Source organism: Streptomyces sp. NPDC046881 (assembly GCF_040645015.1).
In the GTDB taxonomy this organism is placed as follows: Bacteria; Actinomycetota; Actinomycetes; order Streptomycetales; family Streptomycetaceae; genus Streptomyces.
Genome location: NZ_JBEYXJ010000039.1, coordinates 14,502 through 28,735, shown reverse-complemented (window position 1 = coordinate 28,735; position 14,234 = coordinate 14,502). Strand labels below are relative to the sequence as shown.

The following is a 14,234-nucleotide window of genomic DNA, read 5'->3' as shown; positions in this document are numbered from 1 at the left end:
GTGACGAGGAGGAAGCGCAGGCCTTCAGCGCCGGCCCATGACAGAGACACCCACAGCTCACACCCCCGCGCAGGAGCAGGCGAGAGCGCAGTTCACCGTCCCCGCCCAGCACCCCATGGTGACCGTGCTGGGTTCCGGCGACTCCCTCCTGCGTGTGATCGAGAGGGCCTTCCCGGCGGCCGACATCCATGTCCGGGGCAATGAGATCAGCGCGGTCGGCGACCCGGGGGACGTCGCCCTGATCTCGCGCGTGTTCGACGAGATGATGCTGGTGCTCCGCACCGGGCAGCCGATGACGGAGGACGCAGTGGAACGCTCGATCGCCATGCTCAAGGCGAGCGACAACGGGACGAGCGACGGGTCGGAGACCCCGGCGCAGGTGCTGACGCAGAACATCCTGTCCTCGCGCGGTCGCACCATCCGCCCCAAGACCCTCAACCAGAAGCGGTACGTCGACGCGATCGACAAGCACACGATCGTCTTCGGCATCGGCCCCGCCGGTACCGGCAAGACCTACCTGGCCATGGCCAAGGCCGTGCAGGCCCTCCAGTCCAAGCAGGTCAACCGGATCATCCTGACCCGTCCGGCGGTGGAGGCGGGCGAGCGGCTCGGCTTCCTGCCCGGCACGCTCTACGAGAAGATCGACCCGTACCTGCGCCCGCTGTACGACGCGCTGCACGACATGATCGACCCGGACTCGATCCCGCGGCTGATGGCCGCCGGCACGATCGAGGTCGCGCCGCTCGCCTACATGCGCGGCCGCACGCTCAACGACGCCTTCATCATCCTGGACGAGGCCCAGAACACGAGCCCCGAGCAGATGAAGATGTTCCTCACCCGCCTCGGCTTCGACTCGAAGATCGTGATCACGGGTGACGTGACCCAGGTCGACCTGCCGAACGGGCAGAAGTCGGGTCTCCGGCAGGTGCAGGAGATCCTGGAGGGCGTCGAGGACGTCCACTTCTCCCGGCTGTCGTCCCACGATGTCGTACGGCACAAGCTGGTGGGCCGTATCGTCGACGCGTACGAGCAGTACGACAGCAAGTACGGCACCGAGAACGGCGCTCCCAAGGGCGTCCGTGGCAAGTCCGGCGCCAAGGGCACCAAGGGGAAGTAGACCAGCACGACCATGTCGATCGACGTCAACAACGAGTCCGGCACCGAGGTAGACGAGCAGGCGATCCTCGACATCGCCCGCTACGCGCTCGCGCGGATGCGCATCCACCCGCTCTCCGAGCTCTCGGTGATCGTCGTGGACGCCGACGCCATGGAGCAGCTGCACATCCAGTGGATGGACCTGCCCGGCCCCACCGATGTCATGTCGTTCCCGATGGACGAGCTGCGCCCGCCGTCCAAGGACGACGACGAGCCGCCGCAGGGGCTGCTCGGCGACATCGTGCTGTGCCCGGAGGTCGCCGCCAAGCAGGGGGCCGAGGCGCCCACGCAGCACTCCATGGACGAGGAGCTCCAGCTGCTCACCGTCCACGGCGTGCTGCACCTGCTCGGGTACGACCACGAGGAGCCCGACGAGAAGGCCGAGATGTTCGGGCTCCAGGCCGCCATCGTGGACGGGTGGCGGGCCGAGCGCGGTATGACCGGGCCGTCCCCGGCGCCGACCGTCTCGTAAGCGGGCCGTATGTCTCCGCAGATCGTGGTCGGCGCGATCGCGCTGGTCGTCGTGGCCTGGCTCGCCGCCTGCGCCGAGGCGGGCCTCGCGCGCGTCTCCAGCTTCCGCGCCGAGGAGGCCGTGAAGTCCGGCCGGCGGGGCAGCGCCAAGCTCGCCCAGATCGCCGCCGACCCCACCCGCTACCTGAACGTGGCCCTGCTGGTCCGCGTGGCCTGCGAGATGGCCGCGGCGGCGCTGGTCACCTACGCCTGCCTGCAGGAGTTCGCCACCTGGCAGGCCCTGCTGATCGCCATCGGCGTCATGGTGCTCGTGTCGTACGTCGCCGTCGGCGTCTCCCCGCGCACCATCGGCCGCCAGCACCCGCTCAACACGGCGACCGCGGCGGCGTACGTGCTGCTGCCGCTGGCCCGGATCATGGGGCCGATCCCGTCCCTGCTGATCCTCATCGGCAACGCGCTCACCCCCGGCAAGGGCTTCCGGCGCGGCCCGTTCGCCTCCGAGGCCGAGCTGCGCGCGCTGGTCGACCTGGCGGAGAAGGAGTCGCTGATCGAGGACGACGAGCGCCGGATGGTGCACTCGGTCTTCGAGCTGGGCGACACCCTCGTGCGCGAGGTGATGGTGCCGCGCACGGACCTGGTCACCATCGAGCGCTTCAAGACCATCCGCCAGGCCCTCACCCTCGCCCTGCGCTCCGGTTTCTCCCGGATCCCGGTCACCGGCGAGAGCGAGGACGACATCGTCGGGATCGTGTACCTGAAGGACCTGGTCCGCAAGACGCACATCAGCCGGGAGGCGGAGGGCGACCTGGTGTCCACGGCCATGCGCCCGGCGGTGTTCGTGCCCGACACCAAGAACGCCGGCGACCTGCTGCGCGAGATGCAGAAGGACCGCAACCACGTCGCCGTCGTCATCGACGAGTACGGCGGCACCGCCGGCATCGTCACCATCGAGGACATCCTGGAGGAGATCGTCGGCGAGATCACCGACGAGTACGACCGGGAACTCCCGCCGGTGGAGGACCTCGGCGACGACCGCTTCCGGGTCACGGCCCGCCTGGACATCACCGACCTCGGCGAGCTGTACGGCCTGGAGGAGTACGACGACGAGGACGTGGAGACGGTCGGCGGACTGCTCGCCAAGGCCCTCGGCCGCGTCCCCATCGCCGGCGCCTCCGCCGAGGTCGAGCTGCCCGACGAGCGCCGGCTGAAGCTGACGGCCGAGGCCGCCGCCGGCCGCCGCAACAAGATCGTCACGGTGCTGGTGGAGCCGGTCCCCGTGCCCGTCGCCGAGGAGGAGAGGGCCGAGTGACCCCCCGGGAGCTGCGAGCCTTCTGCCTGTCCTTCAACGCGGCCGTGGAGGACTTCCCGTTCAGCCCGGAGATCTCGGTCTTCAAGGTGCTGGGCAGGATGTTCGCCCTGACGCACCTGGACGCGCGGCCCCTGACGGTGAACCTCAAGTGCGACCCGGAGGACGCGCTGCGGCTGCGCGGAGAGCACGAGGGTCTGATCGTCCCCGGCTGGCACATGAACAAGCGGCACTGGAACACCGTGACCGTGGACGGCGGCCTCCCCGACCGGCTGGTGCGGGAGCTGATCGAGGACTCGTACGACCTCGTCGTCGCGGGTCTGCCGAGGGCGGAGCGGCTGCGGCTGGACCGGCCGTGAGCCGGTGCCGGCCGCGGCCGGTGGGGCGCGGGCCCGGGGTGCCGGCGCGACTTCGTATGCTCGGGGCATGACCGAGAGCAACGCGCTTGATCCCGAGGACCGCAAGATCGTCACCCTGGCCCGTTCCGCGCGGGCCCGCAACGGTGTGCCCGAGGGGGCGGCCGTGCGGGACGACACCGGGCGGACGTACGTCGCCGGGTCGGTGCGGCTCCCCTCGCTGAAGCTGAGCGCATTGCGGACGGCGGTCGCCATGGCCGTGGCGTCGGGGGCCGCGTCCCTGGAGGCGGCGGCCGTGGTGAGCGAGGCGGAATCGGTGCCGGCCGAGGACCTCGCCGCCGTCGCCGACCTGGGCGGTGCCGGGACGCCGGTGCTGCTCGCCTCGCCGGACGGCACCGTGCGGGCCACCGTCGCCGCCCCCTGAACCGACCGAACAACAGGTCGGCCTGAATTCAACCTTGTCGCGGTCCTGCCCGCGCGCGTCAATGGTCCCGTAGCATCCGACGGACCGTCAGATCCGCATCGCCGCGCACGTGCCCGCACCCGCCTGCGCAGGCCTCCTTCGTCCGTCGGGCGTCCCCGCACGGCACTCCCCACCAGGGAAGGGAAGCGGATCCCCATGAGAGGCAAGCGCACGGCGACAGGTGCGGCACTGGCGGCCGGGGCCCTCGCGGTCACCGGACTGGCCTTCGCGCCCACCGCGGCCGCCGTCACTCCCCAGTCGGCGACCATCACGGCGAACTGCGGCATCTTCGGCGGCGGTACGGCCACGCTCACCGCCACCCAGAGCGGCGGCTCGGCCACCCTCACCCTCACCTCCACCGCGATCAAGGCGCCGGTCGCGGTGGCCCAGGACTCGATCACCTCCACGCTCACCATGGTCAAGGCGAGCGGCGGCACCACCGTCTTCAGCGGCACGAAGAACCCGGCCATGGCGAGCGGCTCGGCGGTCACCGTCGGCCCGCTGCCCGGCACCGTGGCCCCCGGCGACAGCCTGGAGGCGTACGGCGGCTCGCTGAAGATGGTGATCTTCGGGGTCACCGTGACCTGTACGGCCACGGCCAAGCAGGCGCCCGGTCCCTTCGTGTTCGGCTGACCCCGACCGGGCGATCCGTTCCGGATCGTGCCGTAACCACCCCGGATGCCGCAGAAACTGATGATCCGTCAGATTTCTGCGGCATCTCCATTGACTTCTCACCCCCGCTCCACATCAATGCCCCCTGTCGGCGCAGACGAGCCGCTGCGCCCGCAACCCTCAGGAGGGGGCCCATGGGTCCGACACCCCGAAGAGCCCGACGGTGGCGCTGGGCGTCACTGCTCGGGTCGACCGCCCTCGCGGTCACCGCGGGCGGCGCGCTGGCCTGCCCGGCCGGCGCCGCCGGCACGAACGTGGACTTCGCCACGCACTGCATCCCGCCGGCCGTCGCGGGCATCCCGCCGATCGACGGCACCACCACCGCCAACGTCTCGGCGGACAAGACCAGTCCCAAGGTCGGCGACACGGTCACCGTGACCTACACCGTGGTCACGGCCGCCGCCAGCAACCCCACCGACCTGGCCCTGCCGGCCGACATCATGACCCCGACCGGCAAGGTCACCCTCGGCGGCGCCCAGAGCGGCGACATCACCGTCACCGGGCCGAAGAAGAACCCGCCGGTGCCGGGCAAGGCGGCCTTCCCGTCCTTCTCCATGACCGGCACCTTCACCGTCACCAAGGCCGGGCAGATCACCCTCTCGCCCGGCGACTACACCATCCACACCAGCTACATCCTGGAGCTGGACACCCCGTGCACGGTCATCACCCCGCCCGCCCCGGTCTCGCAGACCGTCACCGCGACCGACGGCACCCCGGCCGACCCCCGGGCCATCTCGCTCGGTTCCGCCTCCGGTGACGTGGGAGCCGGCGTCACGGTGAGCGGGACGCACTTCACGCCGGGCGCGGCCGTCACCCTGGCCGGGCGGGCCGGCGACAAGCAGACCGCGGACACCGCGACCGTGACCGCGAACGCCCAGGGCTCCTTCAGCGGCACCCTCGTCGTCAACGACAGGACGACGACCGGGATCGTGGCCTACGAGGGCGCCTCCTGGAACCCCGACAAGGGCGCCGGGCCCGCGGCCTACGTCGTCAACGACAACACGCCCGTCCCGGCCGGCAGCCAGAAGCTGACCACCACCGTCAAGGCGGGCACCCTGTCGATGTCCCAGGCCGGGGACTCCGTCGCCCTGTCGGGCGTCGACTTCGGCCGGGGCGGGGCCTCCACCGGCAGCCTGAACACGGTGACCGTCAAGGACTTCCGCGGCGGGCCCGCGGGCTGGTCCCTGACCGGCAAGGTCACCGACTTCACCGGCCCCGGCGCCAAGATCGACGCCGGCCGGCTGAGCTGGACCCCGGCCTGCGCGACCAAGGCGGGCAGCCCCAGCACCTGCAAGGCCGGTTCGGCGGGCACCGTGGGCAGCGCGGGCGCGACCCTCGCCTCCACCGCCAACGGCACGCTCACCGGCGGCGAGTTCACCGTGGACGCCCGGCTCTCCCTGGACGTACCGGCGTTCACACCGCCCGGCGCGTACTCCGGGGTGCTCACGCTGACGCTCACCTGAGCGTGCGGGCGTCCGCACCCGCCCGTTCCCCTGTCCCTCGTCCGTGGGGGTCCGCACCCATGCGCAAGCCGCACGTCCTCCTCCTGAGCCTGCTCGGTCTGCTCGGCCTGTCCGGTCTGCCGGCGGGTCCGGCGCACGCCGCCGACAACGGCAGCTGGTCCGTCTACCCGGTCGCCTCGAAGATCGCCGCGCGGCCCTACTTCACCCTCTCCGCCGAACCCGGCCAGACCCTCACCGACGAGGTCGCCGTGCGGAACCGGACCGGCCGGCCGCTCACCTTCCGGCTGTACGCGGCCGACGCCTACAACACCGCCCGGGACGGCGGCTTCGCCGTGCGCACCGCCGGGGAACGCATGCGCGGGGTCGGCGCCTGGGCCAGACCCGCCAGGTCCCGGATCACCGTGCCGGGGCACCGGACCGTCACCGTGCCCTTCACGCTCCAGGTACCCGAGGGCGCCGAACCCGGCGACCACCCCGGCGCCATCGTCGCGCTCGACGAGCGGGTCGACCCCGGCAGCGGCAAGCTGGCCCTCGGTGTCCGGCGGGCCGTCGGCGCCCGCGTCTACCTCCGGGTCGGCGGACCCGCCCTGCCCGCGCTCGCCGTCGAACACCTGCGGATCGGCCACCACCAGCCGCTGGTCCCGGGCCTCGGCGACAGCACGGCCACCGTCTCCTACACCTTGCGCAACACCGGCAACGTCACCCTCAGCCCCAAGGTGGAGCTGAAGGCGCGCGGACTGTTCGGCCGTACGCTGCTCGACCGGCAGCTGACCCGGGTGCCCGCGGAACTGCTGCCGGGGCAGCGGGTGCGGCTCACCGAGACCTGGCGCGGGGCGCCCCAGCTCGACCGGGCGGACGTGACGCTCACCGCGCGCGCCCAGGACACCCGGGAGTCGGCGAGCGCCGGCTTCCTCGCGCTGCCCTGGCTCGTGGTGACGCTGGTGTTCGCCGCCGGTGTGCTGACCGGGGCGCTGCTGGTCAGAGCGCGTCGGGTCCGCGCTCGCCGGTCCGCACCCGGACGACCGTCTCCACGGGAACGGACCACACCTTCCCGTCCCCGATCTTCCCCGTCTGCGCGGCCCTGACGATCGCGTCGATCACGTCGTCGGCGGCGGCGTCCTCCACCACGACCTCGATGCGCACCTTCGGCACCAGGTCGACCCGGTACTCGGCCCCCCGGTACACCTCGGTGTGGCCGCGCTGGCGGCCGTAGCCGCTCGCCTCGGTCACGGTCAGACCGTGCACCCCCAGCTCCTGCAGGGCGGTCTTGACCTCGTCCAGACGGTACGGCTTGACGATCGCGGTGATGAGCTTCATGCCTGGGACTTGACCTTCTGGGCGGAGGAGAGGACGGACGAGCTGACCGGGGCGCCGTGGCCCAGGACGCCGTGATCGTATGCGGTCTCGGCGTGCACCGTAAGGTCCAGGCCGGTGTGCTCCTGCTCCTCGCTCGCCCGGAAGCCCAGCACCTTGTCGAGCAGCTTGCCGAGGCCGTACGTCACCCCGAAGGCGTACCCTGCCACGACCACCACGGCCAGCAGCTGCCTGCCGAGCGGGGCGAGGCCGCCGCCGTAGAAGAGGCCCTCCGCGCCGCCGGTCATCGCCCGCTCGGCGAACAGGCCGATCAGCAGGGTGCCGATGATTCCGCCGACCAGGTGGACGCCGACGACGTCCAGGGAGTCGTCGTAGTTCAGCTTGAACTTCCAGCCGACGGCGTAACTGCACACGACACCGGCGGCGAGGCCCACGACCAGGGCGCCGAGCAGGGAGACCGTGCCGCAGGACGGGGTGATCGCGACCAGGCCGGCGACCGCGCCGGAGGCCGCGCCCAGGGTGGTCGGGTGGCCGTCGCGCTTCTGCTCGACGAAGAGCCAGCCGAGCAGGCCGGTGCAGCCGGCGGCGAGCGTGTTGAGGAACGCGGCGGCGGCGAGGCCGTTCGCGCCGAGCGCGGAGCCGGCGTTGAAGCCGAACCAGCCGAACCAGAGCAGACCGGCGCCGAGCACCACCATGGGCAGGTTGTGCGGGCGCATGGCGTCCTTCTTGAAGCCCAGGCGGGGGCCGAGGACGAGGCAGAGCGCCAGTCCGGAGGCGCCGGAGGTGATCTCGACGGGCAGACCGCCCGCGAAGTCCAGGGCGCCGAGCCGGTCGAGGATCCAGCCACCCGGGCCCCACACCCAGTGGGTGACGGGGACGTATACGAGGAGCGCCCACAGCGGTACGAAGACCAGCCACGCCGAGAACTTCGTCCGGTCGGCGACCGCGCCGCTGATCAGCGCGGCCGTGATGATCGCGAAGGTCAGCTGGAAGGTGGCGAAGAGGACGGTGGGGACCGAGCCGTGGACGCTGTGCGGGCCGAGGCCGCGCATGCCGGCGTGCTCCAGGCCGCCGAGCAGCCCGCCGCCGATGTCGTCGCCGAAGGCGAGGGAGTAGCCGGCCGCCAGCCAGACGACCGTGACCAGGGCGATCGACACGAAGCTCATCATCAGCATGTTGAGGACGCTCTTCGTGCGGACCATGCCGCCGTAGAACAGGGCGAGGCCCGGGGTCATCAGCAGGACGAGGGCGGTCGCGGCGAGCAGCCAGGCGGTGTCGCCGGTGTTCACGTGGGCGGCGGCGAGGGTCACGGGCGTCTCCAACGGTGTGGGGGCTGCGTCAGAGGGTCACCGGTGTGCGTTTCCGGTCGCGTACGGGTGTGTTTCCGTGACGTTTCGTTGCGAGCGGGTTTCCGGAAACTCACCGGGAGGGGCGGTGGGCCGGGGCGGTACGGCGGAGCCTCGTGGATCAGGGACAATGAACGCCATGAGTGTTCGTACCCAGTCTTCCGAGCAGCCGGCCGAGGCCGCCCACCGCGCCGGCTTCGCCTGCTTCGTGGGCCGCCCCAACGCGGGCAAGTCCACCCTCACGAACGCTCTGGTCGGGCAGAAGGTGGCGATCACCGCCAACCAGCCGCAGACGACCCGGCACACCGTGCGCGGGATCGTGCACCGGCCGGACGCCCAGCTGATCCTGGTGGACACGCCGGGACTGCACAAGCCGCGCACGCTGCTCGGCGAGCGGCTCAACGACGTCGTGCGGACGACGTGGGCCGAGGTCGACGTGATCGGCTTCTGTCTGCCGGCGAACGAGAAGATCGGGCCCGGCGACCGCTTCATCGCCAAGGAGCTGGCCGGGATCCGCAAGTCCCCGAAGGTCGCCATCGTCACCAAGACCGACCTGGTCGACTCCAAGACCCTGGCCGAGCAGCTGATCGCGATCGACCAGCTGGGCAAGGAACTGGGCATCGAGTGGGCGCAGATCGTCCCGGTGTCGGCGACCGCGAACAAGCAGGTCGACCTGCTGGCGGACCTGCTGATCCCGATGCTGCCCGAGGGCCCGGCGCTCTACCCCGAGGGCGACCTCACCGACGAGCCCGAGCAGGTCATGATCGCGGAACTCATCCGCGAGGCGGCGCTGGAGGGTGTCCGCGACGAGCTGCCGCACTCCATCGCGGTGGTCGTGGAGGAGATGCTGCCGCGTGAGGACCGGCCGGCGGACAAGCCGCTGCTGGACATCCACGCCAACGTCTACATCGAGCGCCCCAGCCAGAAGGGCATCATCATCGGCCCCAAGGGCAAGCGCCTGAAGGAGGTCGGCATCAAGTCCCGGCGCCAGATCGAGGCACTGCTCGGGACCCCGGTCTTCCTCGACCTGCACGTCAAGGTCGCCAAGGACTGGCAGCGGGATCCGAAGCAGTTGCGCCGGCTGGGGTTCTAGCGGGCGGCGTCCTGGGGGGTCAGGTCCTGCAGGCCCACCACCCTCAGGAGCTGGAGCCTGTCGTGCGACTCCGTGCCGGGGCGGGCCGTGTGGATGATGAGGTGATGGTGGCTGTGGTGGCTCAGCAGCACCTCGCACTCCAGTTCCAGCAGGCCCACCACCGGGTGCAGGAAGCGCTTCGTGCGCGGGCGGCGCAGGGACACCTCGTGCTCGTCCCAGAGCCGGGCGAACTCCGTGCTGTGCGCCCGGAGTTCGGCCGCCAGGGCCGCCGGTTCCGGGTCGTCGGGGCGGGTCGCGGCCACCGCGCGGAGGTTGGCCACGGAGTCGCGCCCGCGACGCCGGCGCGCTGTGAGGGGTCACTCCACCCCGCGGATCCGCCCCACCAGCACCGCCCCGCCCAGGCCGATCGCCGCCGCCACCAGGTACAGCGCCCGGTAGCCGCCGAGGTGGGTGACGATCGGTGCCGCCAGGGCGGGTGCGGCGACCTGGGGGAGGGCGTTGGCCACGTTGATCACGCCGAGGTCCTTGCCCCGGTCCAGCGCCGTCGGCAGGACGTCCGTCATCAGCGCGAAGTCGACGGACGTGAAGACCCCGAAACCCACCCCGAGCACGGCCGCCGCCACCAGCGCGCCCGGCCAGGTCTGCCAGCCGGTCAGAACCGCCGTGGCGAGCGCCATCAGCACGCCCGACCAGACCACGAACGGCTTGCGCCGGCCCACCCGGTCCGACCACACCCCGCCCGCCACGACGGTCGCCAGCAGCGTCAGGCTGTTGACGGCCGTCAGGATCAGCACGCCCTGCTCGGGGTCGGAGCGGTGCAGGCCGTCCCGCAGGTAGTAGAGGAGGTACAGCAGGACCAGGGAGTTGCCGAGGTTGATCAGGAAGCGGGTCAGCCAGGCCCAGCCCAGGTCGGGATACCGGCGCGGGCTCAGCCAGAACCCCGCGAGGAACCCCCGCCAGGACCACGGCGGCCGGTCCTCCCGCGCCAGCCGCAGATCCGCGTGGCGCAGGACGTACGGCGCCACCCCCACCACGGTGAACACCGCGCACGCGGCGTACCCGGCCCCGGTCCCGCCCGCCGCCGCGGCCAGGCCCGTCCCGCCGACCACGCCCAGGATCTGGGCCGCGCCCAGCCAGCCGCCCACCGCGCCCCGCTGGCGCCGCGGCACCCGGTCCGGGACCGCCGCCGTGACCGCCGCGAAGGCCGCGTTCAGCGTGAGCTGCGCCAGGCACCAGCCCGCCGCCATCGACCACACCCCGCCCGCGCCCGCGAGCAGCAGCAACGACAGCGCACCGCCGGCCGACCCGGCCACGATCCACGGGGTACGGCGGCCCCGGCGCGCGGTCGTCCGGTCGGAGAGGGCGCCGAACACCGGGTTCGCGAGCAGGGAGACCACCGCGCCGGCGCCCGTCACCCACGCCAGCAGCGTCTCCTTCGACATCCCGGAGCCGGGCGCGAAGTCCTCCGCCTGGGCGGCCAGCAGGATCTGCAGCGGACCGAACCAGCCCACCCAGATCGCCCCGTTGGCCAGCGCCAGCGACGCCGTCCAGCCCCGGCCGACCGGTGCGACCGGCTCGGAGAGAGCGGCGGCCGAGGGGCGGACGGTGGTCATCCCTGCGCCCGCAGCAGCTCCCGGAACCAGTGGTAGGAGGCCTTGGGCGTACGGGCCAGCGTGGCGTAGTCGACGTGCACCAGGCCGAACCGGCGGGCGTAGCCCTCGGCCCACTCGAAGTTGTCCAGCAGGGACCACACGAAGTAGCCGCGCACGTCGACACCGGCCTCGATCGCCCGGTGCAGGGCGCGGATGTGGCCGTCCAGGTAGGTGATCCGGTCCTGGTCGTCGACGCCCTCGTAGGAGCAGCCGTTCTCGGTGATGACGACGGGCGGGAGCCGGTCGCCGTACCGCTCGCGGAAGCCGGTGAGCAGTTCCGTCAGCCCCTCGGGGACGACCGGCCAGCCGAAGTCGGTCACCGGCCGGCCCTCGATCTCCCGCACCGAGAAGGGCAGTTCGGCCGACATCGTCAGTCCGCCGAACTCGGTCGCGGTGCCCTGCGGGGCGCCCACCCGGGTCGGGGCGTAGTAGTTCACGCCGTACCAGTCGACCGGCTCGGCGATCACCTTCAGGTCGTCCTCGACGTCCCCCGGCATCAGGTCGCCCATGCCCTCGGGGTAGGCGCCGAGGATGACCGGCTCGGCGAACAGGCGGTTCAGCAGGAGGTCGTAGAAGCCGGCCGCCTCCAGGTCCGCCTGCTCCGGTGAGGCGGGCCAGGTCGGGCCGTGGGAGTTGGCGATGCCGACGTCCCGGGCGCCGGCCGCGCGCAGCGCCCGTACGGCCAGTCCGTGGGCGAGCAGCTGGTGGTGGGCGACGGGGAGCGCGTCGAAGAGCAGCCGCCGGCCGGGGGCGTGAGCGCCCAGGGCGTGTCCCAGCAGGGTGTGTTCCGCCGGCTCGTTCAGCGTGATCCACGTGTGCACCCGGTCGCCGAGCCGGTCCGCGACCACCGCCACGTGGTCGGCGAAGCGGGCCGCCGTGTCGCGGTCCAGCCAGTCCAGGTGCGCCGGCAGGTCCCAGTGGAAGAGGGTCGGGACGGGCCGGACGCCCGCCGCGCACAGCTCGTCCACCAGGCGGTCGTAGAAGTCCAGGCCGCCGGGGGAGTTCACCCGGGGCCAGGAGACCGAGAAGCGGTAGGCGCCCACGCCGAGGCCGGCGAGGAGGGCCACGTCCTCGGGGTAGCGGTGGTAGTGGTCGCAGGCCACCGCCGCCGTCGTACCGTCCTTCACCCGCCCGGGCTCGGCCGTGAACACGTCCCACACGGACGGCTCGCGCAGGTCGGCCGCCCCCTCGATCTGATGGGCGGAGGTCGACACGCCCCACAGGAAGCCGGCCGGGAAACGGGGCATCGGATCGCGCGCGTCAGTCGCCATGGCCGGATCATCCTTACCCCCGGTAACAGAAGTCAACGCCCCTGCGGGAACCGGCCGTTACGCACCCTCCTTCAGCAGCCGCGAGACCAACTCCCGTTCGTCCTCGCTCAGTCGGGGATCGGCCGCGTACACCGTGCGGCCGTCCACCGTGATCTCGTAGCCGAAGCCGTCCGGGACGCCGGCCGGAGGCGTGCTCCGGCCGGCCGCCAGGACGCGTTCGGCCAGGGCCTCCCACTCGGCGGCGTCGGGCCGGCCCGAGGTGTCCACCTCGGCCCGGCGCTCGATGCCCGCGAAACCACCCGTGCGCAACACTCGAATCCGCATGGGTCGATGTGTAGTACGGAACTACAGAGTCCGCACCCCGACCTGCTCCCACGCCTTCTGCACGGCCTGGAGTTCGCCCCCGGCGCCGTACCGCTCCCGGGCCGCCTTCACCGTCAGTGTGGCGAAGTCGGCGAACAGGGCGTCCTCCTTCAGCTCGCCGCCGGTGAGCACGTCGTACCAGACCTGGCCGGCCCTCTCCCAGGCGTAGCCGCCCAGCGCGGTGGCGGCCAGGTAGAAGGCGTGGTTCGGGATGCCGGAGTTGATGTGCACCCCGCCGTTGTCGCGGCCGGTGCGGACGTAGTCCTCCATCTTCGCCGGCTGCGGGTCCTTGCCGAGGACGTCGTCGTCGTACGCCGTGCCCGGGGCCTTCATCGAGCGCAGGGCCACCCCGGTGACGCGCGGGGCGAGCAGGCCCGCGCCGATCAGCCAGTCGGCCTCGGCCGCGGTCTGGCCCAGCGTGTACTGCTTGATCAGCGAGCCGAAGACGTCGGAGAGCGACTCGTTGAGCGCGCCGGGCTGGCCGAAGTAGGTCAGGTTGGCGGTGTGCTGGGTGACGCCGTGGGTCAGCTCGTGCCCGATGACGTCGACCGGGATGGTGAAGTCGAGGAAGATCTCGCCGTCGCCGTCGCCGAACACCATCTGCTCGCCGTTCCAGAAGGCGTTGTCGTAGCCCTCGCCGAAGTGCACGGTGGCGTCCAGCGGCATCCCGTTGTCGTCGATGGAGTGCCGGCCGTACGCCTTCAGGTACAGCTCGAAGGTGGCGCCCAGACCCGCGTAGGCGCGGTTGACCGTGGCGTCCGGGCCGGCCTCGGCGCCCTCCTCGCGGACCTTGGTGCCGGGCAGGTCCTGGGTGTGCTCGGCGTCGTAGATCGTGCGGTGCGGCCGGTCGGCGGCGGCGCCGGCCGGCGGGGCGACGGCGGTGGCACCGATCACCGTGGTCAGGCGGCGCTTGGTGCGCTGGTAGGCGTCGTGCTCCAGGGACCGGCGGGCCGGGTCGGAGAGCGCGGGGTCCTCGTTGCGGGCGAGCTTGTCGAGGACGTGCGGCGGGACGATCGTGCAGAAGACGGGCTGGGAGCCCCCGTTGGTCGTCATGTCCGGCACCCTTGCACTGTGTGACGCCCGTGTCACTACCTGCCACCATGATTGGTGAAATACCCGGACAGGGAACGCAACGGTCCGTGACGGTGTGCTAGGCGGATGTGGTGCAGGGCACTTTTTGTCCTGTTTTGCTGCACGGTCCCGCATACTGGGACAGGCCCGCGCATCCGGAACGGCTCGGCTAGGCTGCGGAGCATCATGCGTTTCTGGCTGCTTCTTCTTAGCTGCCGCGGCGAGGGCCTGTAGTCGA

15 protein-coding genes and 1 pseudogene are annotated in these 14,234 nt (G+C 71.9%); 9 read left to right on the top strand and 7 right to left on the bottom strand.

Features of this window, described 5'->3' with window-relative positions; genetic code table 11:
- Nucleotides 1-37: 37 nt before the first annotated feature.
- The 8 genes from ABZ923_RS20120 to ABZ923_RS20085 all read left to right on the top strand — a co-directional run bounded on the left by ABZ923_RS20120 (nt 38) and on the right by ABZ923_RS20085 (nt 6,971).
- Nucleotides 38-1,117: a PhoH family protein gene (locus tag ABZ923_RS20120; RefSeq protein ID WP_361473379.1), complete on the top strand. Its 1,080-nt coding sequence runs from the start codon at nt 38-40 to the stop codon at nt 1,115-1,117.
- A 12-nt stretch (nt 1,118-1,129) separates the two neighbouring features.
- On the top strand, nt 1,130-1,627 hold the full coding sequence (gene ybeY / locus ABZ923_RS20115) for an rRNA maturation RNase YbeY (RefSeq protein WP_030344958.1): 498 nt from the start codon (nt 1,130-1,132) through the stop codon (nt 1,625-1,627).
- A gap of 9 nt (nt 1,628-1,636) precedes the next feature.
- Complete coding sequence (locus ABZ923_RS20110) at nt 1,637-2,935, top strand: hemolysin family protein (protein WP_361473375.1); 1,299 nt, start codon at nt 1,637-1,639, stop codon at nt 2,933-2,935.
- Nucleotides 2,932-3,291, top strand: a complete 360-nt coding sequence (locus tag ABZ923_RS20105; protein WP_361473372.1) for an MmcQ/YjbR family DNA-binding protein — start codon at nt 2,932-2,934, stop codon at nt 3,289-3,291. Before ABZ923_RS20110 ends, ABZ923_RS20105 begins: the two co-directional genes overlap by 4 nt.
- A 67-nt stretch (nt 3,292-3,358) precedes the next feature.
- Complete coding sequence (locus tag ABZ923_RS20100; RefSeq protein ID WP_361473370.1) at nt 3,359-3,712, top strand: cytidine deaminase; 354 nt, start codon at nt 3,359-3,361, stop codon at nt 3,710-3,712.
- Nucleotides 3,713-3,907: 195 nt separating this feature from the next.
- Nucleotides 3,908-4,384 carry a hypothetical protein gene (locus ABZ923_RS20095; RefSeq protein ID WP_361473367.1) on the top strand — a complete coding sequence of 159 codons (477 nt, stop codon included), beginning with the start codon at nt 3,908-3,910 and terminating at the stop codon, nt 4,382-4,384.
- A gap of 173 nt (nt 4,385-4,557) precedes the next feature.
- Complete coding sequence (locus ABZ923_RS20090; RefSeq protein WP_361473365.1) at nt 4,558-5,886, top strand: beta-xylosidase; 1,329 nt, start codon at nt 4,558-4,560, stop codon at nt 5,884-5,886.
- Between the two features lie 59 nt (nt 5,887-5,945).
- The gene (locus ABZ923_RS20085) at nt 5,946-6,971 is read left to right on the top strand and encodes a DUF916 domain-containing protein (RefSeq protein ID WP_361473362.1); all 1,026 of its coding nucleotides are present in this window, start codon (nt 5,946-5,948) and stop codon (nt 6,969-6,971) included.
- Here the strand turns inward: ABZ923_RS20085 and ABZ923_RS20080 are convergent.
- Both ABZ923_RS20080 and ABZ923_RS20075 read right to left on the bottom strand, forming a co-directional pair.
- Nucleotides 6,865-7,203 carry a P-II family nitrogen regulator gene (locus ABZ923_RS20080; protein ID WP_189984269.1) on the bottom strand — a complete coding sequence of 113 codons (339 nt, stop codon included), beginning with the start codon at nt 7,201-7,203 and terminating at the stop codon, nt 6,865-6,867. The genes ABZ923_RS20085 and ABZ923_RS20080 overlap by 107 nt on opposite strands.
- Nucleotides 7,200-8,510, bottom strand: a complete 1,311-nt coding sequence (locus tag ABZ923_RS20075; protein WP_361473359.1) for an ammonium transporter — start codon at nt 8,508-8,510, stop codon at nt 7,200-7,202. The genes ABZ923_RS20080 and ABZ923_RS20075 overlap by 4 nt, the downstream gene beginning before the upstream one ends.
- Before the next feature lie 175 nt (nt 8,511-8,685).
- Between ABZ923_RS20075 and era the strand changes: the two genes are divergently transcribed.
- Entirely contained in the window at nt 8,686-9,639 is a 954-nt protein-coding gene (gene era, locus ABZ923_RS20070) for a GTPase Era (protein WP_361473356.1), read from the top strand.
- On the opposite strand, the pseudogene ABZ923_RS20065 reads toward era, so the two are convergent.
- From ABZ923_RS20065 to ABZ923_RS20045, 5 genes and pseudogenes are all read right to left on the bottom strand, one after another.
- A pseudogene (locus tag ABZ923_RS20065) lies at nt 9,636-9,968 on the bottom strand (transcriptional regulator); the annotation flags it as partial. The gene era and the pseudogene ABZ923_RS20065 overlap by 4 nt on opposite strands.
- 27 nt (nt 9,969-9,995) lie before the next feature.
- Entirely contained in the window at nt 9,996-11,252 is a 1,257-nt protein-coding gene (locus ABZ923_RS20060) for an MFS transporter (protein ID WP_361473353.1), read from the bottom strand.
- Nucleotides 11,249-12,562, bottom strand: coding sequence for a GH1 family beta-glucosidase (locus tag ABZ923_RS20055; RefSeq protein WP_361473351.1), 1,314 nt, complete (start codon nt 12,560-12,562; stop codon nt 11,249-11,251). Before ABZ923_RS20055 ends, ABZ923_RS20060 begins: the two co-directional genes overlap by 4 nt.
- A 57-nt stretch (nt 12,563-12,619) precedes the next feature.
- Nucleotides 12,620-12,886 (bottom strand): protealysin inhibitor emfourin, encoded by a 267-nt coding sequence (locus tag ABZ923_RS20050; protein WP_361473348.1) that lies wholly within the window; start codon nt 12,884-12,886, stop codon nt 12,620-12,622.
- Between the two features lie 21 nt (nt 12,887-12,907).
- Nucleotides 12,908-13,978, bottom strand: coding sequence for a M4 family metallopeptidase (locus tag ABZ923_RS20045; protein WP_361473345.1), 1,071 nt, complete (start codon nt 13,976-13,978; stop codon nt 12,908-12,910).
- Nucleotides 13,979-14,234: the final 256 nt, after the last annotated feature.

Coding starts and splice junctions, on each gene's coding strand:
- ABZ923_RS20120 (WP_361473379.1), top strand. CDS start 38: ATGACAGAGACACCCACAGCTCACACCCCCGCGCAGGAGCAGGCGAGA.
- ybeY (WP_030344958.1), top strand. CDS start 1,130: ATGTCGATCGACGTCAACAACGAGTCCGGCACCGAGGTAGACGAGCAG.
- ABZ923_RS20110 (WP_361473375.1), top strand. CDS start 1,637: ATGTCTCCGCAGATCGTGGTCGGCGCGATCGCGCTGGTCGTCGTGGCC.
- ABZ923_RS20100 (WP_361473370.1), top strand. CDS start 3,359: ATGACCGAGAGCAACGCGCTTGATCCCGAGGACCGCAAGATCGTCACC.
- ABZ923_RS20095 (WP_361473367.1), top strand. CDS start 3,908: ATGAGAGGCAAGCGCACGGCGACAGGTGCGGCACTGGCGGCCGGGGCC.
- ABZ923_RS20090 (WP_361473365.1), top strand. CDS start 4,558: ATGGGTCCGACACCCCGAAGAGCCCGACGGTGGCGCTGGGCGTCACTG.
- ABZ923_RS20085 (WP_361473362.1), top strand. CDS start 5,946: ATGCGCAAGCCGCACGTCCTCCTCCTGAGCCTGCTCGGTCTGCTCGGC.
- ABZ923_RS20080 (WP_189984269.1), bottom strand. CDS start 7,203: ATGAAGCTCATCACCGCGATCGTCAAGCCGTACCGTCTGGACGAGGTC.
- era (WP_361473356.1), top strand. CDS start 8,686: ATGAGTGTTCGTACCCAGTCTTCCGAGCAGCCGGCCGAGGCCGCCCAC.
- ABZ923_RS20060 (WP_361473353.1), bottom strand. CDS start 11,252: ATGACCACCGTCCGCCCCTCGGCCGCCGCTCTCTCCGAGCCGGTCGCA.
- ABZ923_RS20055 (WP_361473351.1), bottom strand. CDS start 12,562: ATGGCGACTGACGCGCGCGATCCGATGCCCCGTTTCCCGGCCGGCTTC.
- ABZ923_RS20050 (WP_361473348.1), bottom strand. CDS start 12,886: ATGCGGATTCGAGTGTTGCGCACGGGTGGTTTCGCGGGCATCGAGCGC.
- ABZ923_RS20045 (WP_361473345.1), bottom strand. CDS start 13,978: ATGACGACCAACGGGGGCTCCCAGCCCGTCTTCTGCACGATCGTCCCG.